17 protein-coding genes and 1 pseudogene are annotated in these 22,542 nt (G+C 53.0%); 11 read left to right on the forward strand and 7 right to left on the reverse strand.

Annotated elements, in window-relative coordinates:
* Nucleotides 1-86 precede the first annotated feature (86 nt).
* The 3 genes from proP to crfC all read right to left on the reverse strand — a co-directional run bounded on the left by proP (nucleotide 87) and on the right by crfC (nucleotide 4,956).
* Entirely contained in the window at nucleotides 87-1,589 is a 1,503-nt protein-coding gene (gene proP / locus FC814_RS06735; protein WP_032226450.1) for a glycine betaine/L-proline transporter ProP, read from the reverse strand.
* A 269-nt stretch (nucleotides 1,590-1,858) separates the two neighbouring features.
* Nucleotides 1,859-2,731 carry a diguanylate cyclase regulator RdcB family protein gene (locus FC814_RS06740; RefSeq protein WP_137325688.1) on the reverse strand — a complete coding sequence of 291 codons (873 nt, stop codon included), beginning with the start codon at nucleotides 2,729-2,731 and terminating at the stop codon, nucleotides 1,859-1,861.
* Nucleotides 2,728-4,956, reverse strand: coding sequence for a clamp-binding protein CrfC (gene crfC / locus FC814_RS06745; RefSeq protein ID WP_137325689.1), 2,229 nt, complete (start codon nucleotides 4,954-4,956; stop codon nucleotides 2,728-2,730). The genes FC814_RS06740 and crfC overlap by 4 nt, the downstream gene beginning before the upstream one ends.
* A 399-nt stretch (nucleotides 4,957-5,355) precedes the next feature.
* Here crfC and FC814_RS06750 point away from each other — a divergent pair, with 399 nt between their 5' ends.
* Both FC814_RS06750 and yjdN read left to right on the forward strand, forming a co-directional pair.
* On the forward strand, nucleotides 5,356-5,691 hold the full coding sequence (locus FC814_RS06750; protein ID WP_137325690.1) for a zinc ribbon domain-containing protein YjdM: 336 nt from the start codon (nucleotides 5,356-5,358) through the stop codon (nucleotides 5,689-5,691).
* Nucleotides 5,692-5,931: 240 nt separating this feature from the next.
* Nucleotides 5,932-6,375 carry a VOC family metalloprotein YjdN gene (yjdN, locus tag FC814_RS06755; RefSeq protein ID WP_137325691.1) on the forward strand — a complete coding sequence of 148 codons (444 nt, stop codon included), beginning with the start codon at nucleotides 5,932-5,934 and terminating at the stop codon, nucleotides 6,373-6,375.
* Nucleotides 6,376-6,438: 63 nt separating this feature from the next.
* Here yjdN and yjdP read toward each other — a convergent pair whose 3' ends face one another.
* The 3 genes from yjdP to FC814_RS06770 form a co-directional block, all read right to left on the reverse strand.
* Nucleotides 6,439-6,768, reverse strand: coding sequence for a DDRRRQL repeat protein YjdP (gene yjdP / locus FC814_RS06760; RefSeq protein ID WP_105290470.1), 330 nt, complete (start codon nucleotides 6,766-6,768; stop codon nucleotides 6,439-6,441).
* Nucleotides 6,769-6,836: 68 nt separating this feature from the next.
* Entirely contained in the window at nucleotides 6,837-7,469 is a 633-nt protein-coding gene (locus FC814_RS06765; protein ID WP_137325706.1) for a GNAT family N-acetyltransferase, read from the reverse strand.
* A 112-nt stretch (nucleotides 7,470-7,581) separates the two neighbouring features.
* Nucleotides 7,582-9,846 (reverse strand): hybrid sensor histidine kinase/response regulator, encoded by a 2,265-nt coding sequence (locus tag FC814_RS06770; RefSeq protein ID WP_137325692.1) that lies wholly within the window; start codon nucleotides 9,844-9,846, stop codon nucleotides 7,582-7,584.
* Between the two features lie 113 nt (nucleotides 9,847-9,959).
* Here FC814_RS06770 and FC814_RS06780 point away from each other — a divergent pair, with 113 nt between their 5' ends.
* From FC814_RS06780 to FC814_RS06795, 4 genes are read left to right on the forward strand one after another with little or no spacing between them, the layout of a single operon-like run.
* Nucleotides 9,960-11,480 (forward strand): sugar ABC transporter ATP-binding protein, encoded by a 1,521-nt coding sequence (locus FC814_RS06780; RefSeq protein ID WP_137325693.1) that lies wholly within the window; start codon nucleotides 9,960-9,962, stop codon nucleotides 11,478-11,480.
* The gene (locus FC814_RS06785) at nucleotides 11,477-12,451 is read left to right on the forward strand and encodes a ribose ABC transporter permease (protein WP_000213467.1); all 975 of its coding nucleotides are present in this window, start codon (nucleotides 11,477-11,479) and stop codon (nucleotides 12,449-12,451) included. Before FC814_RS06780 ends, FC814_RS06785 begins: the two co-directional genes overlap by 4 nt.
* A 30-nt stretch (nucleotides 12,452-12,481) precedes the next feature.
* Nucleotides 12,482-13,423, forward strand: a complete 942-nt coding sequence (locus tag FC814_RS06790; protein ID WP_137325694.1) for an ABC transporter substrate-binding protein — start codon at nucleotides 12,482-12,484, stop codon at nucleotides 13,421-13,423.
* A gap of 60 nt (nucleotides 13,424-13,483) precedes the next feature.
* On the forward strand, nucleotides 13,484-14,485 hold the full coding sequence (locus FC814_RS06795; protein WP_000970595.1) for a carbohydrate kinase family protein: 1,002 nt from the start codon (nucleotides 13,484-13,486) through the stop codon (nucleotides 14,483-14,485).
* Here the strand turns inward: FC814_RS06795 and FC814_RS06800 are convergent.
* Nucleotides 14,482-15,189 carry a response regulator transcription factor gene (locus FC814_RS06800; protein ID WP_137325695.1) on the reverse strand — a complete coding sequence of 236 codons (708 nt, stop codon included), beginning with the start codon at nucleotides 15,187-15,189 and terminating at the stop codon, nucleotides 14,482-14,484. The two genes, FC814_RS06795 and FC814_RS06800, sit on opposite strands and share 4 nt — an antisense overlap.
* 290 nt (nucleotides 15,190-15,479) lie before the next feature.
* Here FC814_RS06800 and yjcS point away from each other — a divergent pair, with 290 nt between their 5' ends.
* From yjcS to mdtP, 5 genes and pseudogenes are all read left to right on the forward strand, one after another.
* Nucleotides 15,480-17,465, forward strand: coding sequence for an alkyl sulfatase YjcS (yjcS, locus tag FC814_RS06805; protein ID WP_137325696.1), 1,986 nt, complete (start codon nucleotides 15,480-15,482; stop codon nucleotides 17,463-17,465).
* A 208-nt stretch (nucleotides 17,466-17,673) separates the two neighbouring features.
* Nucleotides 17,674-17,949, forward strand: a complete 276-nt coding sequence (locus FC814_RS06810; protein ID WP_137325697.1) for a YtcA family lipoprotein — start codon at nucleotides 17,674-17,676, stop codon at nucleotides 17,947-17,949.
* Between the two features lie 18 nt (nucleotides 17,950-17,967).
* Nucleotides 17,968-18,985, forward strand: a pseudogene (gene mdtN, locus FC814_RS06815) (multidrug efflux transporter periplasmic adaptor subunit MdtN).
* Nucleotides 18,985-21,036 (forward strand): multidrug efflux transporter permease subunit MdtO, encoded by a 2,052-nt coding sequence (gene mdtO / locus FC814_RS06820; RefSeq protein WP_137325698.1) that lies wholly within the window; start codon nucleotides 18,985-18,987, stop codon nucleotides 21,034-21,036. The pseudogene mdtN and the gene mdtO overlap by 1 nt, the downstream one beginning before the upstream one ends.
* The gene (gene mdtP / locus FC814_RS06825) at nucleotides 21,033-22,499 is read left to right on the forward strand and encodes a multidrug efflux transporter outer membrane subunit MdtP (RefSeq protein ID WP_137325699.1); all 1,467 of its coding nucleotides are present in this window, start codon (nucleotides 21,033-21,035) and stop codon (nucleotides 22,497-22,499) included. The genes mdtO and mdtP overlap by 4 nt, the downstream gene beginning before the upstream one ends.
* Nucleotides 22,500-22,542 lie beyond the last annotated feature (43 nt).

Below are 22,542 nucleotides of genomic sequence, written 5' to 3' on the forward strand. Positions count from 1 at the left end.
AGTATGCGCGTCAGAGATTAAGTGAACCTTAAGAGTTCGATTGTTGGCCTGATAAGAGAGTGTCGCATCAGGCAATCCGTTTCAGCTTACTCATCAATTCGCGGATGTTGCTGCACCAGGCGGGTACGTTTCGCCTGCAAATCGGCAATTTCCTGGTCAATATCCTCGATTTTCTGCTCAATATTATCGTAATGCTCGACGAGAATTTCCTTCGCTTCCTGCAAATCTGACGCCGCAGGCGTCGCACCTTTCAGTGGACGATTCGCCGTCTCTTTCATCGTCACGCCAGTGATTAAACCAACCACCGCCACTACCATCAGGTAATAGGCAGGCATCATCAGATTATGCGAGCTTTCCACCAGCCAGGCCGCCAGCGTTGGCGTCAGACCGGCAACCAGCACCGAAATATTAAATGCCGCCGCCAGCGCACTGTAACGGATATGTGTCGGGAACATCGCTGGCAAGGTAGAGGCCATAACACCCGTAAAGCAGTTAAGGATCACCGCCAGCATCAGCAACCCGGCGAAAATCAGGCCGATAATATTGCTGTTAATCAGGATAAACGCAGGAATCGCCAGCGCAAACAACGCAACACTGCCGAGGATCACAAACGGACGACGGCCAAAACGGTCACTCAGCAAGCCCATCACCGGCTGAACAAACAGCATACCGATCATAATCGCGATAATAATCAGCACCCCGTGGTCTTCGGAGTAATGCAGGTTATGCGACAAATAACTCGGCATATAAGTCAGCAACATGTAGTAAGTCACGTTGGTGGCGATCACCAGACCAATACATGTCAACAGACTGCGCCAGTGTTTGGTGGCAATCTCTTTAAACGAGACTTTCGGGCCATCCTGCAAACCTTCGCGGTCACCCTGTTCCAGTTTCTCAACATGTTGCTGGAACGCTGGCGTCTCTTCTAAAGCATGACGAAGATAAAGCCCAATAATTCCCAGCGGCAGCGCGATAAAGAACGGAATACGCCAGCCCCAGTCAAGGAAGTTCTCTTCACCGACGATGGTCGAAATCAACACCACCACGCCCGCACCCAGCACAAACCCGGCAATAGAACCGAAGTCCAGCCAGCTCCCCATAAAGCCACGTTTACGGTCAGGTGAGTATTCCGCAACAAATATCGACGCTCCGGTATATTCACCGCCGACCGAGAAACCTTGTGCCATCTTACAGATCAACAGCAGAATCGGCGCCCAAATACCAATAGAGGCGTAGGACGGTATTAAACCGATACAGAACGTACTGATCGACATAATCACAATAGTGATAGCAAGGATCTTCTGACGACCATATTTATCGCCCAACATACCAAAGAAGAGTCCGCCAAGCGGTCGAATCAGAAAGGGAACGGAGAAGGTGGCCAGTGCAGCAACCATCTGCACGCTGGGGTCAGCCCCCGGGAAAAATACTTTACCTAATGCGTAAGCAACAAAACCATAAACACCAAAATCGAACCATTCCATTGCATTACCCAGCGATGCTGCAGTAATGGCTTTTCGCAGTTTACCGTCATCAATAATGGTGACATCACGAAGGGTTATCGGTTTTACTTTTTTCCTTTTCAGCATAGCTTTCCTCGCAGAGTAAGCCCATTTCCGCACGCGTCAGGCAAATAGACGCGGCGCCCGCAAAAGGGGAGCGGGAATTGCAGGGTGCAATCTCTGTAACAAGCGTAGCTGGTTTGCTTACACGATCCGATTAAGGATTGTACAATCAAACCTGTTGACGCCTGAATTGGGCAGTTAATGACCTTTTTACCCTACCAGCGTTTAAATTTGTGATCAACTTCACGCATGGATTTCGTTGAGCACTCATTGATGTAACTTATTATTTACAGTCAATTTACAGAGAAGATTTCTTCGACCATTGCCCCCGCCAGACGTTGTGCTGAACAGAGCCGTGGCATCCCCAACGCGACGGTTTGCCAGCGTTGGGTTACTGACCAGCAAACAGGCTGCTTATCGGCATCCGACCACTTGCCCAGCCAACTTAAAAAGTCTGCATGATCCCCGCCTGTCGAGGCTCCAGGAGGGGAAAACCACTGATGGTAATAATGGCGAGTGGTCGGTGCCGCATTGATACTATCTGCCAGATATTGCGTCGCTTTCACGCGCAAATCACCCAGCAACAACGCCACCGCTTGCGGGCTTCCCAGATGGCAGGCATCGCCAAACGCTCCCCAGCGCAGCTCCTCCAGAGCAATAAAACAACGTCCCGGTAGCGACCAGGCGTTATACGCACCAGCAAGCCAGCGGGTAAAAATTTGCTCACTCTGCTCACCTGCCTGAACCAGTAACCCTCGTTGCATTAACGCTTTTTCCTTCCAGCGACAGCGGGCAGAAAACCACTCATACAACGCGGCGATTTGCTGGGGAAGTTCCGGGAAAGCAGAGTACGAACGGTGATCCATTTTTTGCAATAGTGCCAAATGTTGCGCGATCTGCGTCAGCGCCAGATGACCGGGATCAAGCATCGCCGCCAGTTTTTCCACCAATGTCAGGCGCAGGCTAAGTGGCGCTTTTAACATTCCGGCATTCGCCCACGTCTGAAGCTGTGCGCGCGCAAGGATCTCCTGCATCAGTCGTTCACGAAGCTGCTGCTGATGGGTTTGTGGATAGCGGGCATCATCGCCCTGCGCCAGATCCACCAAAAAGCGGGGATAAACTGACTCCAGTACGCGACCAGAGCCGTCCAGTAACGTCTTTGTCAATACTGTTCTGCCATGAAAAGAGTTTGAATATCATCGCGTAACAACTGAGAGTCCGTATAAATCCAGCCATGAATCATCACGGTCTGTTGCAATTGCTGCTGCATCATCCTGACCACGGATTCATTTTGTTGACGCAGAGCCAGACTATCGCGTAAACGCGCCTGTAATTCCGTCAAACATAACGCGAAATCAGCGAAAAAAGTGTTCATGCCTGCCGTGACAGAATCATCGACCTGAACCGCCAAAGCTTTAGCCATTTGTTGGCAATAAAGGTCTACTTCTTCGGTTAACGTTCGTTGTAGCGCACTGTAATCAACAGCCTCTGGCGGTGATTTCTCACCACCCCGTCCCCAGTCAGGCTGATTCAGCCAGCGCGAGAACGTCTCACGCACAATGCCAAAACGGCTGCTCTGCTCATCCATTGCTTCCTGGTGGGATATTGCATCGCTGAACAGCTGGCGAGTATTGAAGTGTGGGACTGCGCCGTGAAAAGCAGGAAAATGAAAGCCGGGGCGAAACCCGGACTCATTCAATTCTGTTTTTACCCGCTGCTCGATGGGGTGAATAACATCGCTTAACACCCGGCAAAGGGTTGATTCCAGTTCAGCAAAACGCAGCGTAAAGTCACGGCTGATTTTGGTCTGTGCCGCCTGTAACAGCGTCTCGCAGCGGGTACGAATCTCGCTTAACGGCCACGAATCATGTTGAAACAGCACTGCTAACCGGGTATTCACCTCGTCTTGCTGCTGACGCAGAAAGTCGTTGGCTGATGCCAGAGCCACCTCGATTTCATGTTTAATCTCGCCACTCACCTGCACCTGATTAAGCTGCAATAGCTGCATATTTTCTTCAACCTGGAGGATATTTTGCCGCAATTGCTCGCAAACGACGTTCAGCCCGTGTGCGCGAAAATCAAGGTATTCCCGCGCTTGTTGGGCATAATTCAACAACTTATGCGAGGCAGATCGCAGTGCATATAACGACGCGTTGGCGTAGGCGGCATGGAGTAATGCCTGAACCGGTTGGGCGAACAGCGAATCTTCCCACAGTTGATCGGCAGCATGGCGAATATGGTCGATATCTGCCAGATCGGCATTGCACCAGCGCCTGCCAAGCGCGGCATGGGCAAAATCCTCCACCCAGCGTTGTTGCTCCGGTGCTGGCAACTTACCATTGTTAGCTAACTCATGACGTGCCCGATTTGCCAGATAGCCCCACATCGACGATACCGGAAATATCTGCCCTGGCGTAACACAACCTTTCATCAACGTCCCGGAAATCAGCGCCCGCACCTGTTCTGCATCGTCACTGTTACGATCCTGCTGATCGAACTTATTGACGAGCACATACAGCGGTACTGATTTCCCCACCGCTAAAACCGCCTCACGCACCTCTTCATCGGAGATTGATTTCAGTTGCGTATAGTCCAGCACCGCCAGCACTGCAGAGGCGCGCGCCAGTTGCTCGTTAAGCATTTTTTGCAGATGCGGTTGTCCGGCTTCATTCGGTCCGGGGGTATCCAGCAGCGTCAACTGCCCGGGATAACTCTCTAGCCCTGCCAGATGGACAAACTCCACTTCAATTACTGGAATATGCTCAATGGCGGCGTAAGCAGAAAAAGGAAAATCGACGTCCAGCGCCTTCGCCAGACGCACCAAATCATTCAAACTTTTCAGGCAATGAAAAATTGGCTGGGCACCAAGATAATATTTTTCAAAAGCAACGCCATTTTCGATCCGCTGCATAAGCGCACGCATATCTTTATCTATTTCCAGCAGTTCGGTCAGATGCTCAATATCGCAATCGCGCAGGCGTTGTTGTAATTGTTGGATTAAACTGTCGATTGGTGCGACATGTGAAAAATGCAGCACCGGTTCTTTTTGCCCCGGCGTATGGCGAATAAGCGTCGGCAGCGCAGTCATAGGGCGATTGCGATTAGGCAGAACTTCAGTGCCAACAATAGCGTTAATGGTGGTTGATTTCCCTGCTTTCATGGTGCCAATAATCGCCAGCACCATTTCCAGACGGGAAATTTTTCGCAGCTCATTATTCAGCATTGCGTGACGCTCGGCGATATTAGGCTGACTCCAGGGTAAAGCCAGTGGTGGTGCATCTTCTCCGGGCACAGAGAGCGGCATTTTTTCCAGTAACTGCAACTGTTGTCTGGAAAGCTGTAACAGACGTTCAGCCTCCTGACTTAACTCATATATTGTCTGTGTGTACATGGAAAATTCTTCCTTAAAGCAAATTTCATTATTTTTATTTAGCCAGATCGTTTTTTCGTTCTGTTGTCGGCTTTTATAATTACTGCAGGAAATAATTTTTATATTTAATATGTTGTTTTTATTCGGATGAATAAATCTCTTCCGACAAGTTAAAAGTCAGAAAGATAAAATAACAATTTAATTAAAAAAAGAACAAGAAGAGAGTTAACCTTAACTTAAATAATAAACAGAGGCAAAAAGATTATTTTCTTTTTGCGTTGTCTTTCAAATGAAAACGATCGTCGACTAAAATCAGTAGTACCCCCGACAAACGCAGGGATTTTGTGTATAATTGCGGCCTTTTTCGGCAATCTGCCGTTTTTTGGCGCTTTTGCCCTGCTGACTTTTGAGGAAATCCACATGTCATTACCATACTGCCCGAAATGCAACTCCGAATACACTTACGAAGATAACGGCATGTACATCTGCCCGGAATGCGCCTACGAATGGAACGACGCTGAACCTGCGCAGGAAAGCGACGAGCTGATCGTTAAAGATGCTAATGGCAACCTGCTGGCTGACGGCGACAGCGTTACCATCATTAAAGATCTGAAGGTGAAAGGTAGCTCTTCGATGCTGAAAATCGGCACCAAAGTGAAAAACATCCGCCTGGTTGAAGGCGACCATAACATCGATTGCAAAATCGACGGTTTTGGTCCAATGAAACTGAAATCTGAGTTTGTGAAAAAGAACTGATTTCGAATGCCGGGTGCGATACATCCGGCAACGGTGCCAAATGCCTGATGCGACGCTTGCGCGTCTTATCAGGCCTACAAATTCCCGCGCCATCCGTAGGCCGGAATAAGGCGTTTACGCCGCATCCGGCAACGGTGCCAATGCCTGATGCGACGCTTGCCGCGTCTTATCAGGCCTACTCTTCATCTGTACAAAATTCAAACTACACTTAACTGACTTCTCTTAACTGAGGTCACCATCATGCCGTTAAGCCCCTATATCTCTTTTGCCGGTAACTGTGCCGACGCCATAGCCTATTACCAACGCACGTTAGATGCGGAACTGCTCTATAAAATCAGCTTTGGGGAAATGCCGAAACCCGCGCAGGAAAGCTCCGAAGGTTGTCCTTCAGGGATGCAATTTCCCGATACTGCCATCGCCCATGCTAACGTGCGCATTGCCGGAAGCGACATCATGATGAGCGATGCCATACCGTCAGGAAAAGCCAACTACTCCGGATTTACGTTGGTGCTCGATTCGCAACAGGTCGAGGAAGGGAAACGTTGGTTTGACAACCTTGCCGCCAACGGAAAAATCGAAATGGACTGGCAGGAAACCTTCTGGGCACATGGCTTCGGCAAAGTTACCGATAAATTTGGAGTGCCGTGGATGATTAATATCGTTAAGCAGCAGTCAACACAATAGCCGGGCCTTAATAGCTGATGGGGAGAATTAGGGGGAGGGGCGATGCCTGCCCCATACCCAACATCACCGCCCATACTCATCTTCCATTCTCCGCTCTTCATCTTCCAGCTGCCGACGCTCCTGATCAAGCTGGCGCTGGCGGTCGTCCAGCTGCCTGCGGCGATCTTCAAACTGGCGGCGGCGGTCGTCATATTGTCTGCGACGATCGTCGCTCACTTGACGCTGCCAGCCGTCGTCGCGCGAATCTTCATAGTCACGCCCACGGTCAGGGTTATAAGCGTCGTTAATCGCCTGCTGAATATTACCAATCGTGTCGTCGATAACATCGGCCTGAGCCGGAACGGTGGTCAGCGTGAGCAGGGTGAAAAGAAAGAGCGTGGAGTAAGGTTTCATAAGACAGTCTCTGTGATGGACTGGCTTAACGTTAGTTGAGTGTGAATAACCGGAGTAGCGGAGTAATCTCAAATACGGTAAGGCGCAGACTCTTCCATTAGCTGGATAGCTCGCCGTTTATTTTCCGCCACCAGCACAATGCTATGACATTTTTGATCCGGAGAAATACTCCAGATACGTTCTTCCGGAATGCAGCCACCATCGTAGATCACTTTCGTGCCATCGTAAGGCCAAAATGTCTCTTGTTCAGTGTCTAATATAAACACCGAAATCTGATCGGACTCGCGCGCGATCTTCTGCCAGAGCATCTTCCCGCCATCATACTGATCAAAATCGCTGATGAGTGTGATTCCGCATTGCAGGATTAACGCTTCATACAGTCGCGTTGCCAGACCTTTATCGCGTTCACCTGGGGAGACGCAGATACCTTCCACTTGTACCAGATCCGAGTCTTCCCACCAGCGTTCAACGGCAATAATATCGCTGCCTAACTCTTTTTTACGCTGCAGGTCGAGAGCGGCGAGTACCCGATGACGTGGCACGCCTGCAAAAACTTCAATGTCCGCTTCAATGATGGCCGCTCTTGGCGTCTGGCTGTCATAAATCACCTGTAACAGACGCCCGGAAAGCTCGATCTCTTCCACCACGCGAAAAGAACGAGCAACCGTCATTGGGCTATAGGTGGTTGGCATCACGATCATATGTGAATCGCCTCTTGTCAGTACTGACATAATTCCTTTTATATCCCATTCAGAGCAGAATTGCTCACAATAGCAGCACGTTTGCTCCAGGCCTCTTGATAAATTCTGAAAATCATCCCTCAATTTGCCCCAATGCCTGCGCCAGTTGCACGCGGGTAAAAGGTTTGCGCAGCAGCGCCACTTCTGGCAACGCGGGGTTATAGCTGGGGCGTAAATCCTGACCGCTGATGAGCAGCAGCGTCAGGTGTGGGTAGCGTTTGCGTGCTGCATTGACCACTTCTGCGCCGCTCATACCGCCTGGGAGCATTAAGTCGCTGATAAAAATATCGATTTCCACTGATGCCGCCAGCAGATCCAGCGCCTGTTCGCCGCTGCTGGCTTCCAGCGTCAAATAGCCCAGCAGGTGCAACTGTTCGCAGATTGTCTGGCGTACTGCAGCTTCATCTTCCAGCACCAACACCAGCTTATCGCCGCTGACGGCTGTCTGTTCTACCACCGCTGACGATACATTTTTCGCCGCCAACAACGCACGGGGAAGCTGTAGTCTGACTGTCGTTCCCTGCCCCTGTGCACTTTCGATTTCCACCCTCCCGCCGGACTGACGCACGAAACCATAGACCATCGACAAGCCTAGTCCGCTGCCACTGCCCGTCTGTTTGGTGGTAAAGAACGGCTCGAATACCTGGCTTTTCACCTTCTGCGACATTCCACAGCCATGATCGATAACCTCCAGAGCCACCATGTCCTGACGCTGCCCACCGCTACGGGTGACACGCTGGTTCCAGGTGCGGATTTTGAGGGTTCCCGTCAGCCCTTCCATCGCATCACGAGCGTTCATCACCAGGTTGATGATGGCGTTTTCCAGTTGGCTGACGTCAATCCACGCAGGCCACGCCGGAGACTGTGCTTCAATCTCCAGCGTCAGCGTTGTCGGTAAGGAGTGGCGCATCAATTCGCTTAACTCTTCCAGTAATGTTTTCAGTTCAATGGCTTGTGGATGTAAGGACTGCTTGCGGGAAAACGCCAGCAGCCGTTGGGTTAGTAGCGCGCCACGTTCGGCGGCTTGCTGCGCCCGTTGTATTCGCGGCGCGTCGGGCGAGTCCGTGTTCACCAGCTCCAGGCTGCCAATAATCACCGCCAACAGATTATTAAAATCATGCGCCAGTCCCCCCGTCAGTTGCCCGACCGCTTTTAGTTTCTGGCTGTGCAACAGCGCCTCTTCCAGCCCCTGCCGCTCGGTTTGAGCAATCTCCATCTGCGTGGTTTTCTCTTTCAGCAGCCGTGACGTCCGCTCAAGCGATGCGGTATTACGGGCGAAGACGTTAAAGGCGCGTGCCAGTTCACCTAACTCATCGCGCCGCTGTAACGCCGGAAAGCTGACGTCTGCTTCACCGTGCGCCAGACGGCTCATGGCGCGGGAAATCGCCGTCAGGTTTGAGCCGAGATTGCGATAGATGTACCAACCTGCAAATGCGGTGATCACCACCGCTAACAGGGCAAAAATCATGATCACCCTCTCGCCGGAGCGCAGATCCTGGTAACTTTGTGCTACCCGCTGACCGGAAAGCATCGCCACCTGTTCGGCATAATGGTTTATATCGCTGTTAAGGATCGCCACCAGAGCTTTGATGTGAAACATATACCAGCTAATCGCCAGATCGCTTTGCTCCAGTGACGCCGAAAGCGGCGCGAGTTTGCGCAGTTCACGATTAAAATCAGTAAGTAGCGTATTTACTAACGGCGTATCACTATGAGTCGGCAGAGCTGACATCACTTCAACCAGTTGATGAATAATCGCCTGCGGTGCTGGAGTGGCAATGGCGGCAACGATCAGCCGGTTCATCTCGTTAAGCAAAAGATCATCTTCCGCGTAAGTGACTTTTTGCAGATGCCGCAGATAACTTAAGTTTTGATATAGCGAACTTAACAGCGCGTTACGTTCCAGGTGCCGCCTTTGCCCCCGCTCCAGCATTCCGCCGACGCTGGTTTGCAGTTCATTACTGCGCTGGATGATTCGCGCCACCAGCCCGGCGTCCTGCTGTGCTAAAGGCGCGTTCGCCAGTTGTGCAAGCGAGCTTTTTAATGCCCGCTGTGTCTCCTGCAATCGCTCGGCTTCACCTTTATATTCCAGCGCCCCCACCACCTGTGATAATCGCACCGCCGCTGTCGCCACGTTTGCGGTGTCGCGCGCCAGATTCAGGCTGCCGGTCATATCATCCACCGTTTGCTGCTGCACCTGCTCCTGCATCTGGCTGGCATGACGAAAGCCCATTACCGCCACGCCGCTGACCATCAGCGTCACCGCCACCACAAGCAAATTTAAAAGCAGCAACCGCCCGCGCGCGCTGGCAAAAAAGTGACGTCCGGGGTGCGCCATATCACGCTCCGTAAAGAAAAATCGCAATATGACAAATATGAACGGCTTCTGACATTTTGCATTTACTTTCCTGTGATGGAGTGCTGATATCGACAACCTCGCAGGAGTCCGCCATGAACAGCACGCCAGTTCTGGAGATGCGCAATATTGCCAAAGCCTTCGGCAAATTTTACGCGCTCAAAGGGGTGGATTTGACGGTTTACCCTGGCGAGATCCATGCCCTGATGGGGGAAAACGGCGCCGGAAAAAGCACGCTGATGAAGGTGCTGGCGGGGGCGTATACCGCCACCAGTGGCGAGATCCTGATAGACGGCAAACCCTTTCACATTCGCACACCGAAAGATGCCTTAAGCGCCGGTATTACGCTGATTTATCAGGAGATGCAGCTGGCACCGAATCTGACGGTGGCAGAAAATATTTTCCTCGGCAGCGAGCTTTCCCACGGCGGGCTGGTGCAGCGTAAAGAGATGCTGGTGCAGGCGCAAAAAGTGATCGACCGCCTCGGCGCGCAGTTTAACGCCAGCGATAAAGTCATGACGCTGACCATCGCCGAGCAACAGCAGGTCGAAATCGCCCGCGCGTTGCATCGCAACAGCCGCATTCTGGTGATGGACGAACCTACCGCCGCCCTCTCCTCCCGCGAAACTCACCGCCTGTTTGAACTGATTATGCGACTGCGCGATGAAGGGATGGCGATTATCTACATCAGCCACCGCATGGCAGAAGTGTATGAGCTTTCCGATCGCGTCAGCGTGCTGCGTGACGGGCAATACGTTGGCAGCCTGACCCGCGACAATCTCAACGCCGGGGAACTGGTGCGGATGATGGTCGGCAGGCCGCTGAGCGATCTGTTCAATAAAGAGCGCGATATCCCGCTCGGCAAAGCCCGCCTGAACGTTCACCACCTGACCGACGGCGGCAAAGTCCAGCCGAGTAGCCTGCTGGTGCGTTCCGGCGAAATTGTCGGCCTCGCCGGGCTGGTGGGCGCCGGACGTTCCGAACTGGCGCAGTTAATTTTCGGCGTGCGGAAAGCGACAGGCGGAATGATTGAAGTCGATGGCGAACCGGTGGTGATCCACTCCCCGCGCGAAGCCATCGATCTTGGCATTGGTTTTCTCACCGAAAACCGCAAAGAACAGGGATTGTTCCTTGAAATGGCGGCAGCCGAAAACATCACCATGGCAACCCTGGAGCGCGATGCCAGCTGGGGGATGCTCAATCGCAAAAAAGCACAAACCATTTCCGATGACGCCATTAAGTTGCTCAACATCCGCGTGCCTCATGCCCAAGTGCGAGCAGGTGGGCTTTCGGGCGGTAATCAGCAAAAACTGTTGATCTCCCGCTGGGTGGCGATTGGCCCACGCATTTTACTGCTCGATGAACCCACGCGCGGCGTGGATGTCGGCGCAAAAAGCGAGATCTACCGGATCATGAACGAGATGGCGCGCAAGGGCGTGGCGATCCTGATGATCTCCAGCGAACTGCCGGAGATAGTCGGGATGAGCGATCGCGTTTATGTAATGCGCGAAGGCAGCATTGCCGGTGAGTTAAACGGCAACAACATCACCCAGGAAAACATTATGACCTTAGCGACCGGCGTCAACGACGCCCATTCCCAGGCGGTGCGCTCATGACGACATCTGCAAAGACCTCTGCCAAAAAAATGTTAATGAGCGATCTGATGCAAACGGTCGGCATTTTGCCGATTCTGATCCTGATCGTGGCGGTTTTTGGCTTTATCGCGCCGAACTTTTTTACCGAAAGTAACCTGCTGAATATTACCCGCCAGGCGTCGATCAACATTGTGCTGGCGGCAGGAATGACCTTCATCATTTTGACCGGCGGGATCGATCTTTCTGTAGGTTCAATTCTCGGCACCACGGCGGTGGCGGCGATGGTCGTCTCCCTTAGCCCGGAGTTCGCCATGCTGTCGATTCCAGCGGCGCTGATGCTCGGCCTGCTGCTGGGGTTGTTCAACGGCGCACTGGTGGCCTTTGCCGGATTGCCGCCATTTATCGTCACGCTCGGCACCTATACGGCGCTACGCGGGGCGGCGTATCTGCTGGCAGACGGCACCACGGTCATCAACTCCAACATTAATTTCGAGTGGATAGGTAATAACTATCTCGGGCCGGTCCCGTGGCTGGTGGTGATTGCGCTGGCGGTGATCGTGGTGTGCTGGTTTATTCTGCGCCGCACCACACTTGGCGTTCATATCTACGCCGTCGGCGGCAATATGCAGGCGGCGCGTCTTACCGGCATTAAGGTCTGGCTGGTGCTGCTGTTTGTTTATGGCATGAGCGGCCTGCTTTCAGGGCTGGGCGGGATTATGAGCGCCTCGCGGCTATACAGCGCCAACGGCAACTTAGGCATGGGTTACGAACTGGACGCCATTGCGGCGGTGATCCTCGGCGGCACCAGTTTTGTTGGCGGGATCGGCACCATCACCGGCACGCTGGTCGGCGCGCTGATTATCGCCACGCTCAACAACGGCATGACCTTAATGGGCGTCTCTTACTTCTGGCAGTTGGTGATCAAAGGGGCGGTGATCATCATTGCGGTGCTGATCGACAAATACCGTACCCGACATCATCAAAGCGCATAACAACAATACCCTACACATGAGGAATACAGTATGAGATTGAAGCCCTTAGTGACCGCGCTCTGTGCAGGCGCGCTGCTGGCTGCGGCACCGTTCGCCCAGGCGAAAGAACTGAAATCGATAGGCGTAACGGTAGGCGACCTGGCGAACCCGTTCTTCGTACAGATAACCAAAGGCGCGGAGCTGGAAGCGCGTAAACTGGCAGGCGATAACGTCAAAGTGACGCTGGTTTCCAGCGGCTACGATCTGGGCCAGCAGGTGTCGCAAATTGACAACTTTATCGCCGCTAACGTCGATATGATCATCCTTAACGCTGCCGATTCAAAAGGGATCGGCCCGGCGGTGAAACGGGCGAAAGACGCCGGGATCGTGGTGGTGGCGGTTGACGTAGCGGCAGAAGGTGCCGACGCCACCATTACTTCCGATAACACCCAGGCGGGCGAAATGGCCTGTAAATACATCACCGATCGCCTAAAAGGCAAAGGCAACGTGGTGATCATCAACGGCCCGCCGGTGTCCGCCGTGCAGAACCGCGTCGAAGGCTGCCAGACCGAATTTAAACGCCATCCTGACATCAAGGTGCTCTCTGACGACCAGAACGCCAAAGGCAGTCGTGAAGGCGGGCTGGAGGTGATGACCGCGTTGCTGGCGGCGAATCCGAAGATCGACGGCGTGTTTGCGATTAACGATCCCACCGCGATCGGCGCCGATCTGGCAGCAAAACAGGCACAACGTAACGAGTTCTTTATTGTTGGCGTGGATGGTAGCCCGGACGCCGAAGAGGCGCTGAAACGTGAGAACTCGTTGTTTGTCGCCACCCCAGCGCAAGATCCCCAGGTGATGGCAGCTAAAGCGGTGGAAATTGGCTACGACATTTTGCAGGGCAAACCCGCGCCGAAAGAGCCGGTGCTGATCCCGGTGACGATGATCGACAAAGACAACGTCGGCAATTACAAAGGCTGGACGGTGAAATAAGTCCGAAGCCGGGCGGCGACGCTGCCCGGCGGTAGCGCATTAGCTAATCCAGGAGCTGGCATGATGGAACGTAAAGGTATTATCGCAGCAGGAAATATGCTGGTTGATCACGTCCACCAGATTATCCAGTGGCCGGAGCGCGGCTGGCTGGCGGAGATCACCCACAGCGAACGCTCTACCGGTGGCGCGCCGCTTAACGTCCTGCTGACGCTGGCGAAAATGCGCGCCGGGCTGCCTTTGCAGGCGGTCGGGCTAATCGGTCAGGACAGCGATGGCGATTACATTATGGCGATGCTGGAGCAATATCACGTCAACCGCCAGCATGTGCAGCGCACCACTTTTGCGCCGACGTCGATGTCGCAGGTGATGACCGATCCCAGCGGACAGCGCACATTTTTCCATTCACCGGGCGCTAACCGGCTGCTGGATCTTCCGGCGTTCGACCAGCTTGATAGCAGCATGAAAATCTTCCATCTCGGTTATCTGCTGTTGCTCGAAAGCCTGGATATGCCAGACGATGTTTATGGCACTCGCAGCGCCCGCCTGCTGGCGCAGATGCATGACGCTGGCTATGAAACCTGTCTCGATCTGGTTTCCCGCAAGGGCGATCCGCGCTATCAGCCGCTGGTATTGCCCGCGTTGCGTCATCTGGATTATCTGGTGATTAACGAACTGGAGGCCGGGGAATTTAGCGGGCTGGAGATTCGTTTGCCTAACGGCGAGCCACATATCGCGCATATTGCCGCCGCCGCGCGCGAACTGTTAGATGCGGGCGTGCGCCAGCGCGTGGTGATTCACTGCGCGGAAGGCGCATGGGGAGAGACGCCGGAACAGGGCGGCATGTGGATACCCTCACGGAAATTAGAACCGCGCGAGATTATCGGTAGCGTCGGCGCGGGTGATGCGTTTTGTGCCGGATTTTTGTATGGCTGCCACGAACGCTGGACGCTTACCGAGAGCATCAAACTGGCACATGCCTGCGCACGCGCGAGCCTGTTATGCGCCAACGCCATCGACGGGGCAAAAACACTGGAAGAGCTGCAAACAGAAATGTCGGATTAATGCACGTCGGCAGCGAAGACATAACCCAGACCGCGCAGAGTTTTAATCAACATTGGCTGATGCGGGTTCAGTTCGATTTTGCGTCGTAGTCGCATGATTAATACGTCGATGGTGCGATCAAACACCTCTATGCTGTCACTATGGGTAAACTCCAGCAACTGCTCGCGGCTCAATACCCGACGGGCGTTTTGTGCCAGAGCCAGCAACAAGCCATATTCGCCCTGAGTCAGCTCAACAAGTTGCTGTCGCGGATTGTGTAGCTGGCAGCGTGTGGTATCGAGATACCAGCCATTAAATGACAGCCCGGCATTTTTCTCCTCATTGACCGCCAGCACGCCAACGCGCCGTAACACCGCTTTTAGTCGCGCGACCACTACCCGTGGGGTAAATGGCTTGCAGATGTAATCATCCGCACCCATTTCCAGCCCGACCACCACATCAGACTCACTGCCCAGACCGGTCAGCATCACCACCGGCAATGCAGGACGCATTTTCTGTAGTTGTTGTAATACCATCAGGCCGTTGGTATCAGGCAACATCATATCCAGCACCACCAGCGCAATATCAGGATCGCCTTCAATACACGATATTGCCGCCTGTCCGGTATGGCAGACTGAAACCGTAAAGACATGTTCGCTTAACACGTCCTGCAACAGTGCACAGATAGCCGCGTCATCATCCACTACCAGCACCACGGGTTTCATGGTTACACTCCGCATTATTCACCTGATTAATCATTGTGCGTACTTCCTGGCGAAGTGAAAGAGGAAAGCAATATATATAATGAAAATATAATTCATGTCACATTATTGATATTGTTAATAGATATGCCGTACTTTTTCACCTTCAGCACAAATCCCTAATAAAATGACTCGTTCCGCTCACACTTCCGTTTATTAAAATCGTCGTTTCCCAATTATGATATCGCCAGCTTTAAATGACGTATTTTGCATGGATTACATATTTACGACACAAATGATAAATGGAGATTTATATGAATAACTCTCGGTTATTCCGTTTGAGCAGGATTGTTATTGCGTTAACTGCCGCCAGCGGCATGATGGTAAATACCGCTTACGCGAAAGAGGAAGCGAAAGCCGCCTCCCAATATACGCAACAGGTTAATCAGAATTACGCCAAATCATTACCGTTTAGCGATCGTCAGGATTTTGACGACGCCCAGCGCGGATTTATCGCCCCGCTGCTCGATGAAGGTATTCTGCGTGATGCGAACGGCAAAGTTTACTACCGCGCGGACGATTACAAATTTGATATTAATGCCGCTGCGCCGGAAACGGTAAACCCCAGCCTGTGGCGTCAGTCACAGATCAACGGTATTTCAGGCCTGTTCAAAGTCACCGATAAAATGTATCAGGTGCGCGGCCAGGACATCTCCAACATTACGTTCGTGGAAGGCGAGAAAGGCATTATTGTTATCGACCCGCTGGTAACACCGCCTGCCGCAAAAGCCGCCCTTGACCTTTACTTCCAGCATCGTCCGCAAAAACCGATTGTTGCGGTTATCTACACCCACAGCCACACCGACCACTATGGCGGCGTAAAAGGCATTATCTCCGAAGCTGATGTTAAATCGGGCAAAGTGCAGGTGATTGCCCCTGCTGGATTTATGGACGAAGCCATCAGTGAAAACGTACTGGCGGGTAACATTATGAGCCGCCGTGCGCTCTACTCTTACGGCCTGTTACTGCCGCACAACGCGCAGGGTAACGTGGGTAACGGTCTCGGCGTGACGCTGGCAACCGGTGACCCAAGCATTATTGCGCCAACCAAAACAATCGTCAGAACTGGCGAGAAGATGATTATCGACGGCCTGGAGTTTGACTTCCTGATGACCCCAGGCAGCGAAGCGCCAGCGGAAATGCACTTCTATATTCCGGCCCTGAAAGCCCTGTGTACCGCCGAGAACGCCACGCATACCCTGCACAACTTCTACACTCTGCGCGGCGCGAAAACCCGCGATACCAACAAGTGGACCGAGTACCTGAACGAAACGCTGGATATGTGGGGTAACGAAGCGGAAGTCCTGTTTATGCCGCACACCTGGCCGGTATGGGGCAATAAGCATATCAATGATTATATTGGTAAATATCGCGATACTATCAAGTACATTCACGACCAGACCCTGCACCTGGCAAACCAGGGCTACACCATGAATGAAATCGGCGACATGATTAAGCTGCCACCTGCGCTTGCCAATAACTGGGCCAGCCGTGGCTATTACGGTTCTGTCAGCCACAACGCCCGTGCGGTATATAACTTCTACCTCGGCTATTACGACGGTAACCCGGCAAACCTGCATCCGTATGGTCAGGTGGAGATGGGTAAACGTTATGTACAGGCGTTGGGCGGTTCCGCACGCGTCATCAGCCTGGCGCAAGAAGCAAACAAGCAGGGAGATTATCGCTGGTCGGCAGAGTTACTGAAACAGGTGATTGCCGCCAATCCGGGCGACCAGGTGGCGAAGAATCTGCAAGCCAATAACTTTGAACAGCTTGGTTATCAGGCGGAGTCAGCCACCTGGCGCGGTTTCTACCTGACTGGCGCGAAAGAGCTGCGCGAAGGGGTACATAAGTTCAGCCACGGCACCACCGGTTCCCCGGATACCATTCGCGGGATGTCGGTCGAAATGCTGTTCGACTTTATGGCTGTTCGCCTCGATAGCGAAAAAGCCGCCGGGAAGAACATCAGCCTGAACTTCAATATGAGTAACGGCGATAACCTCAACCTGACCCTGAACGATAGCGTGCTTAACTACCGTAAAACGCTGCAACCGCAAGCCAATGCGTCCTTCTACATTAGCCGTGAAGATCTGCACGCCGTGCTGACCGGACAGGCGAAAATGGCGGATCTGGTAAAAGCGAAGAAAGCCAAAATTATTGGCAATAGTGCGAAACTGGAAGAAATTATTGCTTGTCTGGATAATTTCGATTTGTGGGTGAATATTGTAACCCCGAATTAATTCCACTCATTTTCGGGGGCATTCAAGCCCCCGAAAGTATTTATATTAAAAATACATACAGAAAATTAATACACAATATATATAAGTTATGAATGCGGTGGCTGAATAAAGCTATTTTTATTCATCAAGAAAATAGCCATACTGACGCCTTCAATGGATATTGATATTCACTACAGATATTGTTCGCAGCAGACAGGATGTATTTATTATGCCAACAGTTCTCTCTCGCATGGTGATGCAATTCAAAAAAACAGCCTGGATAATTCCCGTCATCATGGTTTCGGGATGCTCATTATCTCCGGCGATCCCGGTGATTGGCGCTTATTATCCCAGCTGGTTTTTCTGCGCTATTGCCAGCCTTATTGTGACACTCATCACGAGGCGAATTATTCAGAGGGCAAATATCAATCTGGCATTTGTCGGAATTATTTATACCGCCCTTTTTGCTCTCTACGCCATGCTGTTCTGGCTGGCATTTTTCTAATCTATTTGAGATGCGCTCATGGAAAGTACGCCGAAAAAAGCTCCTCGCAGTAAGATCCCTGCCCTGCTGGTCGTTGCGCTGGCGCTTGTTGCCCTCGTTTTCGTTATCTGGCGCGTAGACAGTGCGCCATCAACCAACGACGCTTATGCTTCTGCCGATACCATCGATGTAGTGCCGGAAGTCAGCGGTCGTATTGTGGAACTGGCAGTCACAGACAACCAGGCAGTCAAACAGGGCGATTTGCTGTTCCGCATCGACCCTCGCCCATACGAAGCGAATCTGGCGAAAGCCGAAGCCTCCCTCGCGGCGCTGGATAAGCAAATTATGCTCACCCAGCGTAGCGTTGACGCGCAACAGTTTGGTGCCGACTCGGTTAATGCCACGGTAGAAAAAGCCCGTGCCGCCGCGAAACAGGCCACAGATACATTACGCCGCACCGAGCCATTACTGAAAGAAGGTTTTGTCTCAGCGGAAGACGTTGACCGTGCAAGAACGGCGCAGCGCGCCGCAGAAGCGGATCTTAATGCCGTATTGTTGCAGGCGCAGTCAGCCGCCAGCGGCGTCAGCGGCGTCGATGCGCTGGTCGCCCAACGTGCGGCGGTGGAAGCGGATATCGCGCTAACCAAACTGCATCTGGAAATGGCAACCGTCCGCGCGCCGTTTGATGGTCGGGTCATTTCCCTCAAAACCTCGGTTGGGCAATTTGCTTCTGCCATGCGCCCTATTTTCACGCTAATCGACACTCGTCACTGGTACGTTATCGCCAACTTCCGCGAAACCGATCTGAAAAATATTCATGCCGGTACGCCTGCGACGATTCGCCTGATGAGCGACAGCGGCAAAACCTTCGAGGGTAAAGTGGATTCCATTGGCTACGGCGTGCTGCCGGATGACGGCGGTCTGGTGCTGGGCGGCCTGCCGAAAGTGTCTCGCTCTATTAACTGGGTTCGCGTTGCCCAGCGTTTTCGTCGATAAACCTGACCCGGAAATGTTCCGTATTGGCGCGTCGGCAGTCGCTAATCTTGAGCCGCAATAATGAGCGCGCTCAACTCCCTGCCATTACCGGTGGTCAGGCTGCTGGCGTTCTTTCATGAAGAGTTAAGCGAGCGGCGACCTGGTCGTGTGCCGCAGACCGTGCAGCTCTGGGTAGGCTGCCTGCTGGTGATTCTGATCTCAATGACCTTCGAGATCCCCTTCGTGGCGTTATCACTAGCGGTGCTGTTTTACGGTATTCAGTCGAACGCGTTTTACACCAAATTTGTGGCGATCTTGTTTGTGGTTGCCACGGTGCTGGAGATCGGCAGCCTGTTTTTGATCTACAAATGGTCATACGGCGAACCGTTGATCAGATTGATCATCGCGGGTCCTGTCCTGATGGGCTGCATGTTTTTGATGCGCACCCATCGGCTGGGACTGGTCTTTTTCGCCGTCGCCATTGTCGCCATTTACGGGCAAACCTTCCCCGCCATGCTCGACTATCCGGAAGTGGTCGTGCGCTTAACGCTGTGGTGTATCGTTGTCGGCCTCTATCCAACCTTGCTGATGACGTTAATCGGCGTGCTGTGGTTTCCCAGCCGCGCTATTACGCAGATGCATCAGGCGCTTAATGATCGGCTTGATGACGCGGTACGTCACCTGACAGAAAGCCTTGCGCCGCTACCCGAAACGCGGATTGAAAGAGAGGCGCTGGCGCTGCAAAAACTGAATGTCTTTTGCCTCGCGGACGACGCCGACTGGCGAATCCATAATGCATGGTGGCAAAGCTGCGTGGCAACGGTAACCTACATTTACTCGACGCTGAATCGCTACGATCCCACCTCTTTTGCTGATTCGCAGGCGATCATTGAATTTCGGCAAAAATTAGCCATTGAAATCAACAAGCTGCAACATGCCATTGCCAAAGGGCAGTGCTGGCAAAGCGACTGGCGGCTTAGTGAAGATGAAGCGATGGCGGCACGGGAATGTAACCTGGAGAATATTTGCCAGACACTGTTACAGCTTGGTCAGATGGACCCGCACACGCCGCCAACGCCCACCGCCAAACCGCCGTCAATGGTCGCCGATGCCTTTACTAATCCGGACTATATGCGTTACGCGGTAAAAACGCTGCTGGCCTGTTTGATCTGTTACACCTTCTACAGCGGCGTGGACTGGGAAGGCATTCACACCTGTATGCTGACCTGCGTGATCGTCGCTAACCCCAATATCGGTTCTTCGTACCAGAAGATGGCGCTACGTTTTGGCGGAGCTTTTTGTGGTGCAATTCTGGCGTTGCTGTTTACGCTACTGGTCATGCCATGGCTGGACAACATTGTCGAATTGCTGCTCGTACTGGCACCGATTTTCCTGGTGGGCGCGTGGTTCGCCACCAGCTCTGAGCGTTCTTCTTATATCGGCACGCAGATGGTGGTGACCTTTGCTCTCGCCACGCTCGAAAACGTCTTTGGTCCGGTTTACGACCTGGTGGAAATACGCGATCGTGCCATCGGCATTCTTATCGGTACGGCGGTATCGGCGGTGATTTACACCTTTGTCTGGCCTGAAAGCGAAGCGCGTGCACTGCCGCAAAAACTGGCTGGCGCGCTGGGTATGTTAAGCAAACTGATGCGTATCCCGCGCCAGCAGGAAGTCACGGCTCTGCGCACTTATCTGCAAATTCGTATAGGTCTACATGCGGCGTTTAATGCCTGTGAAGAAATGTGCCAACGCGTGGCGCTTGAACGTCAACTGGACGGCGATGAACGCGCCTTACTGATTGAACGCTCGCAAACAGTTATTCGTCAGGGACGCGACATTCTTCACGCCTGGGATGCCACCTGGAACTCGGCTCAGGCGCTGGATCACGCGCTCCAGCCGGACAGAGCCAGCCACTTTGCCGACGCACTGGAGAAATACGCTGCCGGTCTGGCAACCGCGCTCAACCGTTCTCCTCAAATAACGCTTGAAGAGATACCCGCCTCGCAGGCCATCCTGCCCACCTTATTAAAACAGGAGCAACACGTCTGTCAGCTCATCGCCCGCTTGCCAGACTGGACAGCTCCGGCATTAACGCCCGCCACGGAACAGGCACAAGGAGCCACTCAATGATCAATCGTCAACTTTCACGCTTGTTGTTGTGCAGCATTCTCGGCAGCACGACGCTGATTTCCGGCTGTGCGTTAGTGCGTAAGGATTCAGCCCCTCATCAACAGCTTAAACCAGAGCAGATCAAACTTGCCGATGATATTCATCTTGCCAGTTCCGGCTGGCCGCAAGCGCAGTGGTGGAGACAGTTTAATGATCCACAACTGGATGCGCTGATCCAACGGACGTTAAGCGGTTCTCACACCCTCGCCGAAGCGAAATTGCGGGAAGAAAAAGCGCGGTCGCAGGCAGATTTGTTAGATGCTGGTTCACAATTGCAGGTGGCGGCGTTAGGGATGCTCAACCGCCAGCGCGTCTCTGCCAACGGCTTTTTAAGCCCTTATGCGATGGATGCGCCCGCACTGGGAATGGATGGTCCGTACTACACCGAAGCCACCGTAGGTTTATTTGCTGGACTGGATCTCGATTTATGGGGCGTACATCGCTCAGCGGTTGCCGCCGCCATTGGCGCGCATAACGCCGCGCTGGCAGAAACTGCGGCAGTGGAACTGTCGCTCACTACAGGCGTAGCGCAGCTTTATTACAGTATGCAGGCCAGCTACCAGATGCTCGATCTGTTAGAGCAAACCCGCAGCGTGATTGATTACACGGTGAAAGCGCATCAGAGCAAAGTGGCGCACGGCCTGGAAGCGCAAGTACCGTTCCACGGCGCGCGGGCGCAGATTCTGGCGGTCGATAAACAAATTGCTGCCGTCAAAGGGCAAATCACTGAAACACGAGAATCTCTGCGCGCATTGACTGGCGCGGGCGCCAGCGATATGCCGGAGATCAAACCAGTGGCGTTACCACAGGTACAGACCGGCATTCCGGCGACACTCTCTTATGAGTTGCTCGCCAGACGTCCGGATCTGCAAGCCATGCGCTGGTATGTTCAGGCGTCATTAAATCAGGTGGATTCCGCGCGGGCGCTGTTCTACCCAAGCTTTGATATCAAAGCGTTTTTCGGCCTGGATTCCATCCACCTGGATACCTTATTCAAAAAAAGCAGTCGCCAGTTCAACTTCATTCCAGGCCTGAAATTGCCGCTGTTTGACGGTGGACGGTTGAATGCCAATCTCGAAGGCACTCGTGCCGCCAGCAACATGATGATTGAACGTTACAACCAGTCCGTGCTGAACGCAGTGCGCGACGTTGCAGTCAATGGCACGCGTCTGCAAACGCTGAATGACGAGCGGAAGATGCAGGCAGAACGCGTAGAAGCGACCCGCTTCACCCAGCGCGCCGCCGACGCCGCCTACAAGCGCGGTTTAACCAGCCGCTTACAGGCAACCGAAGCCGAATTGCCGGTGCTTGCCGAAGAGATGTCATTACTGATGCTGGATAGCCGCCGCGTGATCCAAAGCATTCAGTTGATGAAATCGCTGGGCGGCGGGTATCAGGCGGCTCCCGGCATCGAGAAAAAATAAAATGTCTGCCGCGTGATGGCTGTCACGCGGTATTTCGTTTCGT

This window comes from Escherichia sp. MR, assembly GCF_005280595.1.
GTDB classification, from domain to species: domain Bacteria; phylum Pseudomonadota; class Gammaproteobacteria; order Enterobacterales; family Enterobacteriaceae; genus Escherichia; species Escherichia ruysiae.